Origin of the sequence: Agromyces chromiiresistens, from assembly GCF_029167465.1 — a bacterium.
Taxonomy (GTDB): domain Bacteria; phylum Actinomycetota; class Actinomycetes; order Actinomycetales; family Microbacteriaceae; genus Agromyces; species Agromyces chromiiresistens.
In genome coordinates, this window is sequence record NZ_JARFNL010000002.1 from 275,168 (window position 1) to 293,054 (window position 17,887).

At 72.5% G+C, this 17,887-nt stretch carries 18 protein-coding genes and 1 tRNA gene; 10 read left to right on the plus strand and 9 right to left on the minus strand.

Going from position 1 to position 17,887, the window contains the following annotated elements:
- Window positions 1-25 precede the first annotated feature (25 nt).
- Window positions 26-718, minus strand: coding sequence for a phosphocholine cytidylyltransferase family protein (locus PX701_RS05490; protein ID WP_231430574.1), 693 nt, complete (start codon window positions 716-718; stop codon window positions 26-28).
- Between the two features lie 231 nt (window positions 719-949).
- Window positions 950-1,537 carry a hypothetical protein gene (locus tag PX701_RS05495; RefSeq protein WP_275505713.1) on the minus strand — a complete coding sequence of 196 codons (588 nt, stop codon included), beginning with the start codon at window positions 1,535-1,537 and terminating at the stop codon, window positions 950-952.
- Between PX701_RS05495 and PX701_RS05500 the strand changes: the two genes are divergently transcribed.
- The 3 genes from PX701_RS05500 to PX701_RS05510 are packed head-to-tail and all read left to right on the plus strand — an operon-like array spanning window position 1,521 to window position 4,591.
- Window positions 1,521-2,732: an ABC transporter ATP-binding protein gene (locus PX701_RS05500; protein ID WP_308191640.1), complete on the plus strand. Its 1,212-nt coding sequence runs from the start codon at window positions 1,521-1,523 to the stop codon at window positions 2,730-2,732. The two genes, PX701_RS05495 and PX701_RS05500, sit on opposite strands and share 17 nt — an antisense overlap.
- A complete protein-coding gene (locus PX701_RS05505; RefSeq protein WP_275505714.1) occupies window positions 2,708-4,282 on the plus strand; it encodes a hypothetical protein in 1,575 nt (524 codons plus the stop codon). The genes PX701_RS05500 and PX701_RS05505 overlap by 25 nt, the downstream gene beginning before the upstream one ends.
- Before the next feature lie 21 nt (window positions 4,283-4,303).
- Window positions 4,304-4,591: a DUF3039 domain-containing protein gene (locus PX701_RS05510; RefSeq protein WP_231430578.1), complete on the plus strand. Its 288-nt coding sequence runs from the start codon at window positions 4,304-4,306 to the stop codon at window positions 4,589-4,591.
- A gap of 13 nt (window positions 4,592-4,604) precedes the next feature.
- Here the strand turns inward: PX701_RS05510 and PX701_RS05515 are convergent, their stop codons facing one another.
- Window positions 4,605-5,924: a nicotinate phosphoribosyltransferase gene (locus PX701_RS05515; RefSeq protein ID WP_275505715.1), complete on the minus strand. Its 1,320-nt coding sequence runs from the start codon at window positions 5,922-5,924 to the stop codon at window positions 4,605-4,607.
- Complete coding sequence (locus PX701_RS05520; RefSeq protein WP_275505716.1) at window positions 5,921-6,829, minus strand: EamA family transporter; 909 nt, start codon at window positions 6,827-6,829, stop codon at window positions 5,921-5,923. The genes PX701_RS05515 and PX701_RS05520 overlap by 4 nt, the downstream gene beginning before the upstream one ends.
- Window positions 6,830-6,896: 67 nt before the next feature.
- On the opposite strand from PX701_RS05520, the gene PX701_RS05525 reads away from it, so the two are divergent.
- Genes PX701_RS05525 through rdgB form a run of 4 tightly spaced genes read left to right on the plus strand, consistent with a single transcriptional unit; the run spans window position 6,897 to window position 10,052 of the window.
- Entirely contained in the window at window positions 6,897-7,766 is an 870-nt protein-coding gene (locus tag PX701_RS05525) for a LysR family transcriptional regulator (protein ID WP_275505717.1), read from the plus strand.
- An 11-nt stretch (window positions 7,767-7,777) separates the two neighbouring features.
- Window positions 7,778-8,626 carry a glutamate racemase gene (murI, locus tag PX701_RS05530; protein ID WP_275505718.1) on the plus strand — a complete coding sequence of 283 codons (849 nt, stop codon included), beginning with the start codon at window positions 7,778-7,780 and terminating at the stop codon, window positions 8,624-8,626.
- Entirely contained in the window at window positions 8,623-9,390 is a 768-nt protein-coding gene (gene rph / locus PX701_RS05535) for a ribonuclease PH (protein WP_231430583.1), read from the plus strand. The genes murI and rph overlap by 4 nt, the downstream gene beginning before the upstream one ends.
- A complete protein-coding gene (rdgB, locus tag PX701_RS05540) occupies window positions 9,387-10,052 on the plus strand; it encodes an RdgB/HAM1 family non-canonical purine NTP pyrophosphatase (protein WP_275505719.1) in 666 nt (221 codons plus the stop codon). Before rph ends, rdgB begins: the two co-directional genes overlap by 4 nt.
- 25 nt (window positions 10,053-10,077) lie before the next feature.
- Here the strand turns inward: rdgB and PX701_RS05545 are convergent, their stop codons facing one another.
- Complete coding sequence (locus PX701_RS05545) at window positions 10,078-10,896, minus strand: alpha/beta hydrolase family protein (protein ID WP_275505720.1); 819 nt, start codon at window positions 10,894-10,896, stop codon at window positions 10,078-10,080.
- 135 nt (window positions 10,897-11,031) lie between these two features.
- Here PX701_RS05545 and PX701_RS05550 point away from each other — a divergent pair, with 135 nt between their 5' ends.
- Window positions 11,032-11,958, plus strand: coding sequence for a cation diffusion facilitator family transporter (locus PX701_RS05550; protein WP_275505721.1), 927 nt, complete (start codon window positions 11,032-11,034; stop codon window positions 11,956-11,958).
- 73 nt (window positions 11,959-12,031) lie between these two features.
- Here PX701_RS05550 and PX701_RS05555 read toward each other — a convergent pair whose 3' ends face one another.
- On the minus strand, window positions 12,032-12,571 hold the full coding sequence (locus PX701_RS05555) for a hypothetical protein (RefSeq protein WP_231430588.1): 540 nt from the start codon (window positions 12,569-12,571) through the stop codon (window positions 12,032-12,034).
- 141 nt (window positions 12,572-12,712) lie between these two features.
- Window positions 12,713-14,419, minus strand: coding sequence for an FAD-binding oxidoreductase (locus PX701_RS05560; protein WP_275505722.1), 1,707 nt, complete (start codon window positions 14,417-14,419; stop codon window positions 12,713-12,715).
- Window positions 14,420-14,532: 113 nt separating this feature from the next.
- Between PX701_RS05560 and PX701_RS05565 the strand changes: the two genes are divergently transcribed.
- Window positions 14,533-15,666 carry a response regulator transcription factor gene (locus PX701_RS05565; RefSeq protein ID WP_231430591.1) on the plus strand — a complete coding sequence of 378 codons (1,134 nt, stop codon included), beginning with the start codon at window positions 14,533-14,535 and terminating at the stop codon, window positions 15,664-15,666.
- Between the two features lie 51 nt (window positions 15,667-15,717).
- On the opposite strand, the gene PX701_RS05570 is transcribed toward PX701_RS05565, so the two are convergent.
- Window positions 15,718-16,482 carry a DedA family protein gene (locus PX701_RS05570; protein ID WP_231430592.1) on the minus strand — a complete coding sequence of 255 codons (765 nt, stop codon included), beginning with the start codon at window positions 16,480-16,482 and terminating at the stop codon, window positions 15,718-15,720.
- 214 nt (window positions 16,483-16,696) lie between these two features.
- Here PX701_RS05570 and PX701_RS05575 point away from each other — a divergent pair, with 214 nt between their 5' ends.
- On the plus strand, window positions 16,697-17,572 hold the full coding sequence (locus tag PX701_RS05575) for an LLM class flavin-dependent oxidoreductase (protein ID WP_275505723.1): 876 nt from the start codon (window positions 16,697-16,699) through the stop codon (window positions 17,570-17,572).
- Window positions 17,573-17,798: 226 nt separating this feature from the next.
- Here PX701_RS05575 and PX701_RS05580 read toward each other — a convergent pair.
- Window positions 17,799-17,880: transfer RNA gene (locus PX701_RS05580), tRNA-Leu, on the minus strand.
- Between the last annotated feature and the right edge of the window lie 7 nt (window positions 17,881-17,887).

Consider the following 17,887-nt stretch of genomic DNA (forward strand, 5'->3'; position numbering starts at 1 on the left):
TCGTCATTGCGCTGTGTGCTGCAGGTCACACGAAGTGGTTCGCACGCTCCAGGTCTTCGGCGAAGTCGATCTCGACCGCGTAGAGGTCGGAGACGTCCATCGGCTCGACGAGGAGGCCGTTGTGCTCGATCGCGAGCTCGAGACCGCGCTCGAAGTAGTCCTGGTCGCCGACGCGCTGCAGGTGCGCGAGGAACGTGGCCTTGTCGCGGCTCGAGATGTAGTTGATGCCGACCGCCTCGCCGAGGCCGCCCTTGACGGTCTTCGAGAGCTCCTTGATGTAGCCCTCGGCGCTCGTCGTGTACTTCACCTCTTCATCGGAGACCTTCGCGGTGTTCACCGTGACGAAGGACTGGTCGCGCGCGATGAGCGGAAGGGCCCGGTCGAGGATCGCCGGGTCGAACACGACGTCGCCGTTCATCCACAGCACGCCGCCCTGCTGCGACGCGGCGAGGGCGCGCATGAGCGACTTCGAGGTGTTCGTCTGGTCGTACTCCTCGTTGTACACGAACGACGCCTGCGGGAACGCCTCGATGATGTGCTCGAGCTTGTAGCCGACGACGATCGTCACGTCGGCGGTGCCGCCGAACGCGTGCTCGATGTTGTCGAACTGCTGGCGCATGATGGTGCGGCCGTCGCTGAGTTCGGTGAGCGGCTTGGGGAGGGATCGCCCGAGTCGGCTCCCCATGCCGGCCGCGAGAATCACGATCTGGGTGGTCACTGCATCTCCTTCGGTGGTCGGACGCCCCCACCGGGCGGCCTCGAACCGAGGAATTCGCCCGGAGTTCATCCGGAAGTTCACATATGGACACGCCGTTATGCCGGACTACAGACTATCGGGGCGCCTGCCGAACGGGCCATTCGGGCCGGACGGTCGTAGTCGGATCGTGATACGACGCACAGGCAATGCACAGAAAGCGCCGCCGAGGGCGGGGGCGCGCTCGACGGGCGGTCATTGGTAGGTTGGCTTGGTGACTTCCGTTTCGCGTTCCGACCACGACGACGAAGCTGTCGAAGGCACCGGTGCGGGGGCGTCCGAGCAGGGTGGTGCCCCGACCGGGTCGACCGGCGGCTCCGGCGCCCGCTCGACGAGCGCCGGCTCATCGGCCGGTTCGAAGGCGGGCTCCGAGAAGGGTGCAACTGCGAAGCCGGCCGGCTCGAAGGAGGGCGGCGCGAAGCCGGCCTCCGCGAGGTCGAAGACCGCGGCGATGACGCCCGCCGAGCGTTCGGCGGCACGTTCGGCGGCAGCGAAGAAGGCCGCAGCGACGCGCAAGGCCAACAAGGCCGCCGCTGCCGCCGCGGCAGCCGCGGCGGCCGAGGGCGAGCCGCCCTCGAGCACGACGGCCGAGGCGTCCGGATCGAAGCGCAGCGGTGCCTCCCGCGCCGCGTCGGCCTCGGCGAGCTCGGCGCGGAGCGCGGCCGCGCGATCGACGGGGGCCACCCGGTCCTCGAGCGTCGCGAGCGCCGCCGAGACGCGCAATCGCGCCGCCGCGTCGGCGTCGGCGCATCGCCAGTCGCAGCGCGTGGCGGCCTCGCTCACCACTGAGACCACCGCCGCCGAACGCGGCCCGCGCAAGGGCGGCGACGCCGCGGCCCCCGCCGTCGAGCCCGCGGAGGCCCCGGCGAAGGACGGGGCGTTCGACCTGGAGGCGACCACCGAACGCAAGCGCACGGCGGCGACGGCGGCGACCGCGGCGACGGAGGTGCTGGTCCACGAATCGGACGAAGCGCCCGCCGCAGGCGTCACGACGCCGCCTGCCGACGCGGTCGACCCCGACGGCTCGGCGGCACTCGCCGAGACCTCGCCCGCCGAGGCGCCCGGCGCCGACGGCGTGCTCGACGACGCACCCGCCGCCGAGGCATCCGCACCGACCATCGCTGCCCAGGCCGTGACCGTGATCCCCGCGAAGAAGTCGACGGCGCCGCGCAAGAAGCGCACCCTCCGGGTGGCGCGGCCGGCGCCGCCCGTCGATGCGCCGCGCGTGCTCGAGATCTCCGGCCTCGTGAAGCGCTTCGGCGAGAACACGGCGGTCGACGGCATCAGCCTCTCGGTGCGCGCGGGGTCGTTCTTCGGCATCGTCGGGCCGAACGGCGCGGGCAAGACGACGACGCTCTCGATGGTCACGGGCCTGCTGCGGCCCGACGCCGGCACGGTCGCCATCCACGGCATCGACGCCTGGGCCGACCCGCGCGCCGCGAAGCGCGTGACCGGCGTGCTGCCAGACCGCCTGCGCCTGTTCGATCGGTTGACCGGCAGCCAGCTGCTCTACTACTCGGGCGTGCTCCGCGGGCTCGACAACCGCACGGTGCGCGATCGCAGCGCCGACCTCATCTCCGCATTCGGGCTCGACGACGCGGTCGACCGGCTCGTCGCCGACTACTCGGCCGGCATGACGAAGAAGATCGCGCTCGCGTGCGCGCTGATCCACTCGCCCCGGCTGCTCGTGCTCGACGAGCCCTTCGAGTCGGTCGACCCGGTGTCGGCCGCGAACCTCACCGAGATCCTCGAACGGTACGTCGCGGGCGGCGGCACGGTGGTGCTCTCGAGCCACGGCATGGATCTCATCGAGCGGGTGTGCGACTCGGCGGCCATCATCGTCTCGGGCCGCGTGCTCGCCTCCGGCACCCTCGACGAGGTGCGCGCCGGCCAGACGCTCGAAGACCGATTCGTCGAGCTCGCGGGCGGGCGCAAGGCTGCGGAAGGCATGGAATGGTTGCACAGTTTCTCGGACTGAAACTGCGCCTGCTGGCGAACATCTTCAAACGGAGCACCTGGCAGGTCGTCGGCATCGTCGTCGGGCTCGTCTACGGGCTCGGGCTCGCGATCGTCCTGTTCCTCTCGCTCGTCGCGCTGCGCGTCGTCGGCGACGTCGAGACGATCCGCAACGCGCTCGTCATCGCCGGGTCGGCGACGATGGTCGGGTTCATCGTGTTCCCGCTCGTGTTCGGCACCGACGACACGATGGACCCGCGCAAGTTCGCGCTCTTCGGCCTGCCCGACCGCACGCTCGCGCTGAGCCTCGCGGTCGCCGGGCTCGTCGGCATCCCGGCGCTCGTGCTCGGCATCGTGCTGCTCGGCACCGTCGTCACCTGGTCGCGCGGTGTCGCCGAGACCCTGCTCGCGCTCATCTCCGCCGCGCTCGCGTTCGCGACCTGCCTGCTCCTGGCCCGGGTGACGACCGCGCTCGCATCGTTCCTGCTGTCGACGCGACGCGCCCGCGAACTGCTCGGCGTCATCGGCCTGCTGCTCATCGTCATGCTCTCGCCCATCATCGTCGCGATCGCGACCCTCGACTGGGCGAACTCGGGGCAGAGCATCCTCTCGACCCTCGGCGGATTCCTCGGCTGGACGCCGTTCGGCGCCGCCTTCGCGGTGCCCGGCGACGCCTCGGCCGGCGCGTGGGGTCCGGCCGTGCTCGAACTCCTCATCGCCGCGGCCACGCTCGGCGCCGTCTGGCTCGCCTGGCAGGCGCTCGTCGCGAAGATGCTCGTCACGCCCGGCCGCGAGGCCTCGGCGAAGAGCTATCGCGGGCTCGGCTGGTTCGATCGGATGCCGCACGGCGCGACGGGCGCCGTCGCCGCCCGCAGCTTCACGTACTGGTTCCGCGACGCCCGCTACTGGGTGTCGGTCGTGATGATCCCGATCGTGCCCGTGCTCGTGATGGTGCCGCTCGGCGTCGCCGGCGTGCCGACCCAGTACCTCGGGCTCATCCCGGTGCCGCTCATGTGCCTGTTCCTCGGCTGGAGCCTGCACAACGACACCGCGTACGACTCGACCGCGATCTGGCTGCACGTCGTGTCCGGGGTGCGCGGGGTCTCCGACCGGTTCGGCCGGCTGGTGCCGGTGCTCCTCGCAGGCGTCCTCGTGATCGGCCTCGGCAGCGCGGTCACCGTCTTCGTGCTCGACGACTGGCGCCTCCTGCCGTCGCTGCTCGGCGTGAGCACCGCGCTGCTGCTCGCCGGGCTCGGAGTCGGCTCGGTCGCGTCCGCGCGGTTCCCCTATCCTGCGGTGAAGCCGGGCGACAGCCCGTTCCAGCAGCCCCAGGCCACGGGCGGGCTCACGGCACTCGTGCAGTCGCTCACGATGCTCGCCTCCGTCCTCATCGCGGCTCCGGCCCTGATCTTCGCCGCGATGGGCGTGCTCGTCGACCCGTCGTGGCATGCGGCGGCGTTCGCCGCCGGCGTCGGCCTCGGGCTCGGCGCACTCGCGATCGGCGTGTGGTGGGGCGGACGCGTGTTCGACGCCCGTGGCCCCGAGACGCTCGCCGCGGCCATCCGCGCCTGAGCCGCGCGTAGACTCTTCGTCATGATCCACAGCGTGCGCGCCAGCATCGCCGACCCCGGCCAGCCGGGCGGCGGCACCGACGTCCTCGACCGCGAACTCGAGAAGCTCCTCGAGGACGAGGCCATCGAGCCGGGCGACCACGAGCGCTTCTCGCACTACGTGCAGAAGGAGAAGATCCTCGAGTCGGCGCTCACCGGCAAGCCGGTCAAGGCGCTCTGCGGCAAGAAGTGGACGCCGGGTCGCGACCCCGAGAAGTTCCCGGTGTGCCCGACCTGCAAGGAGATCTACGAGAAGATGCGTCGCTCGTAGGCGCGCACCTTCTTCAGCGGTAGCTCGTCGGGATCACCGGCTCGCCGCGGCCGAGGCGGAACGCCTCGATCGGCAGCTCCTGCATGACCTCGGCGCGGTGCGCCCGCGCAGCGGCCGTGCCGGCCGGACCGAGGTGCGCCGGGTCGGGCTCGCCCTTCGCGACCAGCTGGACCATGAGCGGGCGGAGCCGGTCGCCCGCCTCGAACTCGGCCTCGCCGTCGGGCCCGTCGCCCACGAACACGAGCTCCTCGCGAGCGGTACGGGTCGAGTCGAGCCTGCGGGCGGCGTTCTTGCGTCCGCCCACGCTCGCCTTCTGGGTCGAGGCCTTCGCGACCGGCACCCATTCGCCCGCGTCGTCCTTGCGGGCGACGAGCTTGTAGACCATGCCTGCGGCGGGAAAGCCCGAGCCGGTGACCACGGCGGTGCCGACGCCGTACGAGTCGACCGGTGCGCCCGAGAGCCCCGCGATCGTGAACTCGTCGAGGTCGCTCGTCACGGTGATCTTCGTATCGACCGCCCCGAGCGCGTCGAGCTGCTCGCGCACCGCGGCGACGACCGTCGGCAGGTCGCCCGAGTCGATGCGCACCGCGCCGAGCTCGGGACCGGCGACCTGCACGGCGAGCTCGACGCCGCGGGTGATGTCGTACGTGTCGACGAGGAGGGTCGTCTTCGGGCCGAATGCGGCCACCTGGGCGCGGAACGCGTCTTCCTCGCTGTCGTGGAGGAGCGTGAAGGCGTGCGCCGCGGTGCCCATCGTCGGGATGCCCCAGGTGCGGCCGGCCTCCAGGTTCGAGGTCGCGTCGAACCCGGCGATGTAGGCGGCGCGCGCGGCGGCGATCGCCGAGCGTTCGCTCGTGCGACGTGAACCCATCTCGGCGATCGGTCGGCCGAGTGCGACCGACACCATGCGTGCTGCGGCGCTCGCGATGGAGGAGTCGTAGTTGAGCGTCGAGAGCACCACGGTCTCGAGCATGACGGCCTCGGCGAACGACGCCTGGATGGTGAGCAGCGGCGAGCCCGGGAAGTACGCCTCGCCCTCGCGATACCCCCAGATGTCGCCCGTGAACCGGTAGTCGGCGAGCCAGTCGAGCGTCGCGGGCCGCACGATCTCCTGTTCGCGCAGCCACTCGAGCTCGGCGTCTTCGAAATGGAACCGCTGGACGAGTTCGAGCAGGCGCCCGGTGCCGGCGACGACGCCGTAGCGGCGTCCGTCGGGCAGGCGTCTCGCGAACGCCTCGAAGAGGCTCTCGCGGTGGGCGGTGCCGTCGAGCAGGGCGGCATCGACCATCGTCAGTTCGTAGCGGTCGGTGAAGAGGGCAGCTGAGCCGGTCACGCCCCCGAGCCTAGCCGGAGCCGACGCGACCCCGGTCGCGGCGACGCGGCGTCGGGCGGGCCGGATGCGTCGGCGGGGCGTGCGGTCGCGACGACGTTGCTCAGCATCACGAGCGCGATGCCCGCGAGCTGCCATCCGGTGAGCGTCTGCCCGAGGATGAGGAAGCCGAAGAGCGTCGCCGCGGCCGGGTGCAGGCTCTGCAGCACGCCGAACCTGGCTCTCGAGACGCGTCGCAGTGCCCACATGTCGATCGCGTAGGGGAGCGCCGAGCAGAGCAGGCCGACCGCGACCCCGACGAGGAGCACGCGCGGAAGCTCCGCCGGGTCGAGCCCGATGAGCGCGAGTACGAGGAGCGGCGAGGTGGCCGCTGCGGCGGCGGTGTTCGCGACCGCGGTCGCGGTGAGGCCCGGCAGCGCGAGCGCGGCCCGCTGGCCGATGACGATGTAGGCCGCCCAGGCGCCCGCCGCGACGAATCCGAAGGCGATGCCGAGCGGGTCGAGGCCGGCGACCGTGCCGGTGAGCAGCACGACGCCGAGCCCCGCTCCGAGTGCGCAGGCGAGGTCGAGCCGCCGGCGCGAACCGACGAGCGCGACCGCGAGGGGGCCGAGGAACTCGAGGGTGACCGCGAGGCCGAGGCCGACCCGGCTGATCGAGGCGTAGAGCGAGAGGTTCATGACGACGAGCACCGCGCCGAGCAGCACGGCGGGGCGCAGGCGGCGCCAGCCGATCGCGCGGAGCCGGGGGCGGGCCACGGCGAGCGTCGCGATCGCGGCGACCGCCTGGCGCAGGGCGACGACACCGGCCGGCCCGACGATCGGGAAGACGGTCGCGCCGATCGCGGCGCCGACGGCGACCGAGGTCGCGCTGCCGACCATGGCGAGGCTCGCCGCGCGTGTCGATTCCATGATTCGACGCTAGGTCGCATTGTGTTCGAAGTGAAATGCAATCACGGACGATCGATACGCTAGACGCATGGATGTCGAGCTTCGCCACCTCCGGGTCCTCGTGGCACTCGACGAGGAGCGCTCGTTCACCGCGGCCGCGGCGCGCCTCGGGCTCTCGCAGGCGGCCGTCTCGCGGGCGATCGCGGCGCTCGAGCACGAGCTCGGCACCCCGCTCGTGCACCGCACCACCCGCCGGGTCGAGCCGACGGCCGCGGGCGCCGCCTTCGCGGGCACGGCCCGCCGGCTGAACGCCGAGCTCGACCGTGCGGTCGCGGAGCTGCGAGGCGAACGGTCCCAGGTGCGACTCGGCTACTCGTGGGCGGCCCTCGGGGCGCACACGACCGCCGTGCTCCGCGCGTGGAACCGCGCGCACCCCGACGAGCCGCTGCGGCTCAGCCGCATCAACCGGCGCGACGCCGGCCTCGCCGACGGCCGGGTCGACCTCGCCGTGATCCGCGGCGACGTGCGCGTGCCCGACGTCGTCGACGAGGTCGTGGGCCACGAACGCCGCTACGTGGCGATGCCGGTCGACCACGAGCTCGCCGACCGGTCGCGGGTCGCACTCGCCGACCTCACGCCGTTCGTCGTCGCGGTCGACCGGTACACGGGCACGACCACGACCTCGCTGTGGTCCGACGCCGGGCTCGAACCCCCCCGCATCACCGACACGACCGACTTCGAGGACTGGCTCGACCTCATCGCCGCCGGCGAGGTCATCGGCGTCACGGCGGCGGCCACGACCCACCAGTACCCGAGGCCGGGCATCGTGTTCGCCGAGCTCACCGATGCGCCGCCGATCGAGGTGCACCTCGCCTGGCACCGATCGTGGCGGCATCCGGCGACGACGAGACTGGCGCGCGCCATCCGCGAGGCCTACGCGACCGGCCCGCTCGCCTAAGCTTGAACCTCGTGACGGACGCACCGATCGGGATCTTCGACTCAGGGGTCGGCGGCCTCACCGTCGCCCGCGCGGTGAAGGACCAGCTGCCGAACGAGTCGATCCTGTACATCGGCGACCTCGAGCACTCGCCTTACGGGCCGAAGAAGATCGCCGACGTGCGCGGCTACGCGCTCGCCGTGCTCGACGACCTCGTCGCGCAGGGCGTGAAGATGCTCGTGATCGCGTGCAACACGGCTTCGTCGGCGATGCTGCGCGACGCGCGCGAGCGCTACGACGTGCCCGTGGTCGAGGTCATCCAGCCCGCCGTGCGCCGGGCGGTCGCGGCGACGAAGACCGGCCGGGTGGGCGTGATCGGCACCCAGGGCACCGTCTCGTCGCGAGCGTACGACGACGCGTTCGCCGCGGCACCCCACCTCGAGCTCTTCTCGCAGGCGTGCCCCCGTTTCGTCGAGTTCGTCGAGGCGGGCATCACGACGGGCGACGAACTGCTCGCCGTCGCCGAGGAGTACCTCGCGCCGCTGCGCCGCGCCGACATCGACACGCTCGTGCTCGGCTGCACCCACTACCCGTTCCTGAAAGGCGCCATCTCGTACGTCATGGGCGAGGGCGTCACCCTCGTCTCGAGCGACGTCGAGACCGCGAACGACGTCTACCGCGTGCTCGTCTCGACGGGCATGGAGCGGCGCGACCCGACGCCGCCCAGCTACCGCTACGAGGCGACCGGTCGTTCGACGAGCGCCTTCCTCGACCTCGCACACCGACTGATCGCCCCCGAGATCCCGAGCGTCGAGCTCGTGCAGACGGGCGTCATCCCCCTTCCCGACCGCGCACGGCTTCGACAGGAGAACAACGCATGACCGAGGCATCCGCCACCCCGATCGTCCGAGCCGACGGGCGCGCGCCCGACCAGCTGCGCGAGGTGACCATCGAGCGCGGCTGGAGCGCCCATGCCGAGGGCAGCGCCCTCATCTCGTTCGGCGGCACGAAGGTGCTGTGCACCGCGAGTTTTACGAACGGCGTGCCGCGCTGGCTCACCGGCAAGGGCAAGGGCTGGGTCACGGCGGAGTACGCGATGCTGCCCCGCTCGACGAACACCCGCAACGACCGCGAGAGCGTGAAGGGCCGCATCGGCGGGCGCACCCACGAGATCAGCCGCCTCATCGGTCGCAGCCTCCGCGCCGTCATCGACACCAAGGCGCTCGGCGAGAACACGATCGTGATCGACTGCGACGTGCTGCAGGCCGACGGCGGCACGCGCACCGCCGCGATCACGGGCGCGTACGTCGCGCTCGCCGACGCCATCGAGTGGGCCCGCGACAAGAAGTTCATCGGGCAGAAGGCGACTCCGCTCATCGACACCGTCTCGGCCGTGTCGGTCGGCATCATCGACGGCGTCCCCATGCTCGACCTCGCCTATGTCGAGGACGTGCGCGCCGAGACCGACATGAACGTCGTCGCCACCGGGCGCGGGCTCTTCGTCGAGGTGCAGGGCACCGCCGAGGGTGCGCCGTTCGACCGGCGCGAGCTCGACTCGCTGCTCGACCTCGCCCTCGCCGGCACCGCATCGCTCACCGAGCTGCAGCGCGCCGCGCTCGCCGAGGCGGCGGGGGAGCGCGCGTGACCGGGGCGAACGCCACGGCCGCATCGGGTGCGCTCGAGGTCGTGCTCGCCACCCACAACGCGCACAAGGTGGCCGAGTTCCAGCGCATCCTGGGTGAGCGGATGCCGGGACTCACGGTGCTCGCCTACGACGGCCCGTCGCCCGTGGAGGACGGCACGAGCTTCGCCGAGAACGCGCTCATCAAGGCTCGCGCCGCGGCGGAGCACACCGGGCGCATCGCACTCGCCGACGACTCGGGTATCACGGTCGACGTCATGGGCGGCGCCCCCGGCATCTTCTCAGCCCGCTGGGCGGGCGAGCGCGCCGGCGACGAGGAGAACGTGCGGCTGCTGCTCGCGCAGCTCGGCGACGTGCGCCGGCCGAATCGCGGCGCGGCCTTCCACTGCACGATCGCGGTCGTCGTGCCGTCGGCCGTGCTCCGGGACGCCGATGCCGACGAGGAGTTCGTCGCCGAGGGACTCTGGCGAGGTTCGCTCGCCTACGAGCCGCGCGGCTCGCACGGATTCGGCTACGACCCCGTGTTCGAGCCCGAGGGGCACGAGGTGACGGCCGCCGAGCTGCTGCCCGAGCAGAAGAACGCGATCAGCCACCGGGCGCGGGCGTTCGAGGCGCTCATCCCCGAGCTCGAGCGCATCGCGGCGGGCGTCATTCCCGCCGAATAGCGGATGCCCCTGCCCAAGCCCGACGTCACCCGGTGACGAACGTCGTCAACCGGTCGGCGAACTCGTTGAACGCCGTGCCGGTGGTGAGCATCGCCCACCCGTGGCCGACCCCGTCGCCGACGATCGTCACGTCGTCGCTCGCGCTCGCGTCGGCGAGCTGCTGCAGCTCGTCGACGCTCACGGTCGAGTCGTCGGGGGCGACCGCGAGGAAGAGCGGCGCCGCGAGCGCCGGTGCGTCGTCCATCGAGTCGTAGCCGCGGAACGAGATCGGTCCGGACAGGTCGGCGACGCCGTCGAGGACGGCGGCATCGCCGTCCCGCCCGCCCGCGACGACGGCCGCCGTTCCGCCCATCGAGGCACCGATGACGACGACCCGCTCCGCCCCGTGCTCGCGCGCCCAGTCGGCGGCCGCGAGCAGGGCGTCGGCACCGTCGTCGACGACGTGGTTCGCGCCGGAGGGGCACTCGGTCGCGCCGTAGCCGCAGTTGTTGACGAGCAGCACCTGCACGCCCTGCTCGGCCAGGCTCGACGCGTACGGCCAGAATCCGCACTCGTCTTGATTCCGCTGGTGCGCGAAGATCGCGGTCGTCGTGCCGGAGCCTGCGACGCCGACGTCGAACAGCGCCTCGCCGACGGGCAGCAGCATCGCGCTCGACTCGACGCCGGTGTCGCCGCACTGCTCGGAGGGCGGCGTGGGCTGCTCGGCGGCGGGCTCGGCCGTCGCCGACGCGTCGGCGCCGCTCGTCGCTCCGCCGCCGCCTCCGGGACCGCCCGCGCATGCGGAGAGCGCGGCGACGAGGCATCCGACGGTCAGGGCGATGGCGAGCGTGCGGCGCGACGGCATGCACCGCAGCCTAGGGCGGGACCCGCCGCGACCGCGACCCCCCCCGTGCGCTGCCATGCCGGTGAGAACGCGACTCATTCCTGATTGGGGCGATTCGCTCCCGGCGCGCCCCGGCCGACCTACGCTGGAAGCGACATGGCACACGATCACGCGCACGACCACGCTGCGACGGCGAACCGCACCCGACTCTGGATCGCGATCGCGATCATCGGCGCGTTCGTGCTCGTGCAGGTCATCGGCGGCCTGCTGAGCGGCTCCCTCGCACTGCTCGCCGACGCCGGGCACATGACGAGCGACCTCATCGGCCTGATCGTCGCGCTCGTCGCCGCGTTCGTCGCCGCCCGCCCGGCGACCGACCGGCAGACCTACGGATTCCGTCGCGCCGAGGTGTTCGGTGCGCTCATCAACGGCGTGATCCTCGTCGTCGTCGCAGTGACCGTCACGATCCGCGCGATCGGCCGGCTCGTCACGGGCGCGGAGGGCGAGGCGCACGAGGTGCAGGGCGGCATGATGCTCGTCATCGCAGTGCTCGGGCTCGTCGCGAACATCGCGGCGATGCTCGTGCTGCGCGGCGGAGCGAAGGACTCGATCAACCTGCGCGGCGCGTACCTCGAGGTGCTCGGCGACACGATCGGCTCGGCCCTCGTCATCATCGCGGCGATCGTCATCCTCCTGACCGGCTGGAACGCGGCCGACCCGATCGCCTCGCTCGGCATCGCGGTGCTGATCGTGCCGCGCGCGCTGTCGCTGCTGCGCGACGTCGTGCGAGTGCTCAGCGAGAGCGCGCCCGCCGACACCGACGTCGCCGAGATCCGCGACCACCTGCTCGGCACCGCCGGAGTGGTGGCGGTGCACGACATCCACGTCTGGCAGATCACCTCAGGCCAGCCGGTGTTCACGGCGCACGTCGAGGTCGAGCCCGAGGTCTTCGAGGCGGGGCGCGCGGGTGCGCTGCTCGACGAGCTCGGGGGATGCCTCAGCGAGCACTTCGACGTCGCGCACTCGACCTTCCAGCTCGAGCCCGCCGGCCGGGCGGAGCAGGAGCAGGGCTCGCACTGCTGACCGGCGCGCGCGAAGCGGCCGAGGCCCACCGCGCGGATGCGAGGCGGGCCTCGGCGCCGTCTGCCGAGGGCGATCAGCAGCTCACCGCGGGGTTGAACGGCGTGAAGACGCCCGCCGGGTTGTGCGCTCCGACCCACACGTGCAGGTCGTAGTGCGTCGGCATGCCTGGCTCGTGCCCGGGCATCGGGCCGTCGAACGGCCGCGTGCCGAGCATCGGCACGGGCTGGCCGACGTCGGGCTCGAAGAACTCGGCGCTCCAGAGGCGGAGCTCGCCCGACGGCGACGGGCCGTAGGTGAGCATCGGCGGCGCGGCGGGGTCGACCGGTGCGCCGGGGCGCACGAGCGCCGGGTTCACGTAGTGGAAGCCCATCGCTCCGTCGGGGCTCGCGGCGCATTCGCCGGCGGGCACGTAGCCCGCCGCGATCGCGGCGTCGACGTCGTGGAATCGGGCGGTCGCGGCACGCACGTCGGCGACGACGCGCCGCATCTCGGGCGTCGTGGGGCCGGGGTCGAGCGGGTGTTCGCCGTCGTGGGCCTGCGCCGGCAGCGCCGACAGGGTGACGGCCGCGGCGGTGACGAGCGTCGCGGCGATGGTGCGGTGGATGGTGCGCATGGTGGTGGTTTCCTTCGTTCGGGTTCGGGTTCGGGTTCGGGTTCGGGTTCGGGTTCGGGTGCGGGTTCGGCGTGCGGTTGCGTGCGGGTGCGGCTCGGTGCGGGTGGCCGAGTTCGCGGGTCCGATGCCGCCGCGCGACGCTCAGTCGCGCTCGACCGCGTGCGATGCGATCCAGACGCGCCGCGGGTCGTAGAGGTCGCGCACGCGCACGAGCCGCTCGCGGTCGGCCGCCTCGGAGAACGCCGAGCTCGCGTCCGGGCGTTCGGCGAAGTTCGGGAAGGTGCCGCCCGTCGACCAGGGCTGCAGCGCGCCGGCGACCGCGGCGGTGACCTGCTCGCCGAGCTCGGCGAGCTCGGGGGTCGGCGCGGGCGAGACGGCGAAGAGCGCGTAGGCGCCGTCGAGGCGGGCGAGCGCGCCGTCGTGCGGGCGGGCGAGCGCCCCGCCGAGGTGACGGAGCTCCGCGATCATGAGCGGCGTCTCGACGCCGGGCCCCGCCGCGGCGAGCAGCGCGTCGATCGCCGCCTCCGGAAGGCCGGCGAGCATCGCGTGGTCGGAGACGCCGGGGGTCGGCGCGGGCGGGTCCATGTGGACCGCGAGCAGCCCCGACGACGGCATCCGCCCGAAGGTGTCGAGCTCGGGTGCGAGGTCGCGGAGGGGGGCGAGCAGCTCGGCCGCCCGCTCGTCGTCCTCGAGCAGCGCGCCGTCGATGACGACGAGCTCGCGGCCGCTGAGGAAGGGCGGCAGCTCGGGCAGCGGCGGGAAGCGCATGAGGCGCAGCGAGGTCGTGACCGACTCGGGCACCGTGCTCGTCCACTCCGCCCACGCGCGGGCGACCTGCGGCGCCGCCGCGAGGTCCCACAGGAGCATTCCCGCGACCACGTCGGCGATGGGCAGCAGGTCGATCTCGACGGCGACGACGACGCCGAAGCCGCCACCGCCGCCCCGGAGCGCCCAGAACAGGGCGGCGTGCTGCTCAGCGCTCGCACGGATGAGCTCGCCGTCGGCCGTGACGAGCTCGATCGCCCGCACCGATGAAGCGGCCAGCCCGTGCGCGCGCCCGTAGAACGAGAGTCCGCCGCCGAGCAGGTAGCCCGCGACCGCGACGTCGCCCGCGCTGCCGTGCAGCGCGGTCAGGCCGTGCGGGGCCGCCGCGGCGACGACGTCCTGCCAGAGCGTGCCGCCGGCGACGCGCGCCGTACGCAGGGCCGGGTCGACCTCGACACCCGTGAGGGCGTGCAGGCGGAGGAGCAGCGCCTCCTCGAGGTGGTCGCCGGCGATGGCGGATGCCGCGTGGCCAGTGCTCTGCGGCGCGATCCGCAGTCCGTCGGCGCCGGCCGCCGTGACGGCGGCGACGACCTCGGCGACGGTGCGCGGCACGGCGACGGCGGCCGGCCGCTGCGAGACGGCCAGGTTCCACGGGCGGCAGGCGTCGTCGTAGCCGGTGTCGCCCGGCAGGAGGACGACCTCGAGCTCGCGCAGCGCGGCGAGGCCGGTCAGGATCGGGTTCATGCTGATTCCTTCGTGATGGGTCGGAGCGGGTGCGGCCACCGTCGCCTCGAGTCGCACGAGCATGCCCGCGGGCCGCTCGCGTTCGTCGGCGACGACCTCGACGCGGACGTCGCGGGTCGCGTCGCCGAGTCGCTCGGCGAGGATGCCCACGAGCTCGTCGGCGGGTTCGGCCGACGCGTTGTGCACGCGAAGCCGGCGCAGCGCGGTCAGCGGCAGCCCGCGGTCGACGATGTCGTGCTCGAGGCGCACGAACGCGAGGCACAGCTGCGCGGTCGCGTCGTCGGCGTGCACGAGATCGCCGCGCTCGTCGACGGGCTCGGAGTGGATCGTGGTGGTCACGGATCCAAGCCTGCGAACGGCGCCGGCCCCGAGCCATCCCAGTTGTGGGGGGATTTCCGGATCCCAGTGTTCTGGGATATCGCGGCGGGGGCCGGCGGGCGCATACTGATCGCATGCACAACCGGTTGCGCGCCGAACGCGCTCGCGGCGATCTCGACGTGCTCTCGCGCGCTGGCCTCGACCTCGACGACTTCATCGCCGAGGCGACCGAGACCGTCGGCCGGGCGACGCCGTGGGTTGGCGCGTGCGTCGGCACGCACGACCCGTCGACCATGATGCTGACGAGCGCCCGCAAGTACGGCTCGCTCGTCGCGAACAACGAGCACGACATGCTGTTCGGCCTCCTCGAGTACGGGGCCGAGGAGCCGAGCTCGTTCCGCGCGCTCGCCAGGTCGGAGGCGCGCGCGATCGGCATGCACGCCTCGGACGACGTCGACGCCGACCGGTCGGAGCGCACGAACCGCCTCATGCGCCCGGTCTACGGCTTCGGCGACGAGGCCCGCCTCGTGTTCCGCGACGGTGCGGGCGTGTGGGGGTGCCTCGCGATGTTCCGGGGAACGGACGACGCGAAGTTCTCGCGCGATGAGGTCGACTTCCTCGGCACCCTGTCGGAGTCGTTCGCCCGCGGCGTCCGCGCCGGAATGCTGACCCGGCTCTCGGCGTCACCGGTCGCCGAGTCGGACGTCTGCGGGCCGGCGGTCGTCATCGTGGGAACCGACGACGAGGTCTCGCAGATCAGCCTGGGTGCCGAGGAGCGGCTCGCCCAGCTCGCGACCACCCAGCACAGCGGCGACCCGCTGAGCCTCGTGACCTCGCTCGTCGGCGCGGCCCGGCGCATGCTCGCCGTGCCCGGCTCGCCGATCCCACGGGCGCGCGTGCGCACCGCCGCGGGCACCTGGCTCGTGCTGCACGCCTCGCCGCTGGCCGGTCCCGACGGCGCAGCGGGCGACGTCGTCATCACGATCGAGGAGGCGCGCCCGCCCGAGATCGTCGCACTCGTGGTCGCCGCGTTCGGGCTGACGCCCCGCGAGCGCGACGTCACGAGGCTCGTGCTGCAGGGCGTCGAGACGAAGGAGATCGCGGCGACCATGCACGTCTCGGCCTACACCGTGCAGGACCACCTGAAGTCGGTGTTCGAGAAGGCTGGGGTGCGCAGCCGTCGCGAGCTCATCTCGCGCGTATACTTCGACCAGTACGTGCCGCGGATGGGCACCGAGGTCGCGCCGAGCGGGTGGTACGCGGGCTGAAGCCGCGAGGCGCGGTTCAGGCGAGCGAATGCCTCGGCCGAGGCATCCCCGTCAGTGCTCGTCGTGCTTGGGGCCCCGCTCGAAGACGTCGGCGTCGAGCACGAGCTCGGCGGCCTCGGTCTCGTCGGTGACGACGTCTTCGCCGGCGGCGGCGGCCTTCTTCGCCTTCGACCGCTCGCGCAGGTAGTGCCAGAGCGTCACGATGGCCGTGCCGCCGACCGCGGCGAGCAGGATGAGGTCGATGTACTCCTTGACGAAGTCGGCGATCGGGGGGATGAAGCCGATCGCGTACCCGAACATCGTGAGTCCGAAGCCCCAGAGCACGGCGCCGACGAGGTTGTAGAGCGTGTACTTGCCCTTGTGCATGTGGCCGACGCCTGCGGCGACGGGGGTGAAGGTGCGCACGATCGGCACGAAGCGCGCGAGGATGACCGCGAGGGCGCCGAACCGGTCGAAGAAGGCGTTCGTGCGTTCGACGTTCTTGACGCTGAACAGGCCCGATTCCTTTCGTTCGAAGATCGCCGGGCCGGCCTTGTGGCCGATGAGGTAGCCGACCTCGCCGCCGATGAACGCGGCGAGTCCGATGAGCAGCGACACCCACCAGACGCTGATGCCGAAGACGCCCTCGGGCGAACCGGGCAGCGGGTGCGAGAGCAGCCCCGAGATCACGAGGAGGGTGTCGCCGGGCAGCAGGAACCCGACGAGCAGGCCCGTCTCGGCGAAGATGATGCCGCACACGACGAGCAGTGCCCACGGCCCGGCGCCGCCGATGATCGTCTCGGGGTCGAGCCACGGGATGAGGGCGGTGTGGACCATGCGGATGGGCTCCAGTCGTCGGACCCGGCGGTACCGGGTCGGCGGGCGGCGTGGGTATGACGTGAGTCTACCGAGCGGCCCCTGGACGCGGCATCCGACTGCAGGATGACCCGGGGCTCACCCCGAGGGGTGAGATGCGCGGCACCGGCCGCGCTCGTCCGCGCGCCGCCGCCGAGGTCGCAGCGTGTCGGTCGTCGCGCGTAGGGTCGCCGACATGCGCTACGGATTCATCTATCCCGGCAGTGACCCAGAACTCGCGGTCGAGCTGGCCGGGCTCGCAGAACAGTACGGCTGGCATGGCTTCTTCGTGTGGGAGGGCATCTGGGCGACCGACCCGTGGTCGGTGCTCGCGGCGGCGGCGATGCGCACGACGAACGTGCGACTGGGCACGATGCTCACGCCCGTGCCCCGCCGCCGGGTGTGGGAGCTCGCGGGCCAGACGATGACGGTCGACCGGCTCTCGGGCGGGCGCGTCATCCTGTCGGCCGGGCTCGGCGTCGCCGAAGACGCCGAAGACCGCTTCTGGATCTTCGAGCACGACCCGGGCCGGCGCGAGCGGGCCGACGTCTTCGACGAGTCGCTCGACCTCCTGCCGAAGCTCTGGCGGGGCGAGCCCTTCGAGCACGAGGGGGCGCACTACACGGTGCGGCGCACCGACCGCATGCTGCCGCTGCCGCCCGTGCAGCAACCGCGCATCCCGATCTGGGCGGTCGGCCTGTGGCCGCGCCCGAAGTCCATGCGACGCGTCGCCCGCCTCGACGGGTGGTTGCCCAACTACGCGCCGCCCGGCGAGGGCGCCGCGGGGCCCGACGCCCAGCGCGAGCTGTTCACGCCCGAGATCGGCGCCGAGGCGATGGCGTGGCTGCGCGCCGAGCGCGAGCGCCTCGGCCTCGCCGACGAGCCGTTCGACTGGGTGCAGGAGGGCACGACGGCGGGGCTCGACCCGGCCTCCGACGCCGCGGTCGTCCGCAGTTGGGCCGAGGCGGGGGCGACGTGGTGGCTCGACACCGACTGGTCGGTGCCCGCCGAGCGCATCGAGCAGTACTCGAGAGCGCGGCTCGCGGCGGGTCCGCCCGTCATCGACCGCTGACACGGAGTCGGCCCGGGCTCGCGTCGATCACACGAGCCCGGGCCGTATTTCCCCTGATCCCGATGACCGAACCACCGGGGCGTCGTCCCTGCGACTCTCTCAGCAGAACACGGGAACCGATTCCTCCGCGAGGGGTTGACGGGGCCCGTGACCTGATGCATGGCGAGTCGGGTAGGACGGAAACGGTCGAACGCAGCGCCGTCGGGCTGCGTCGCGTCGCGTCGCGTGCGGAAGGTGGGACTTGAACCCACACGCCCGAAGGCACAGGAACCTAAATCCTGCGTGTCTGCCGATTTCACCACTCCCGCGAGTGCC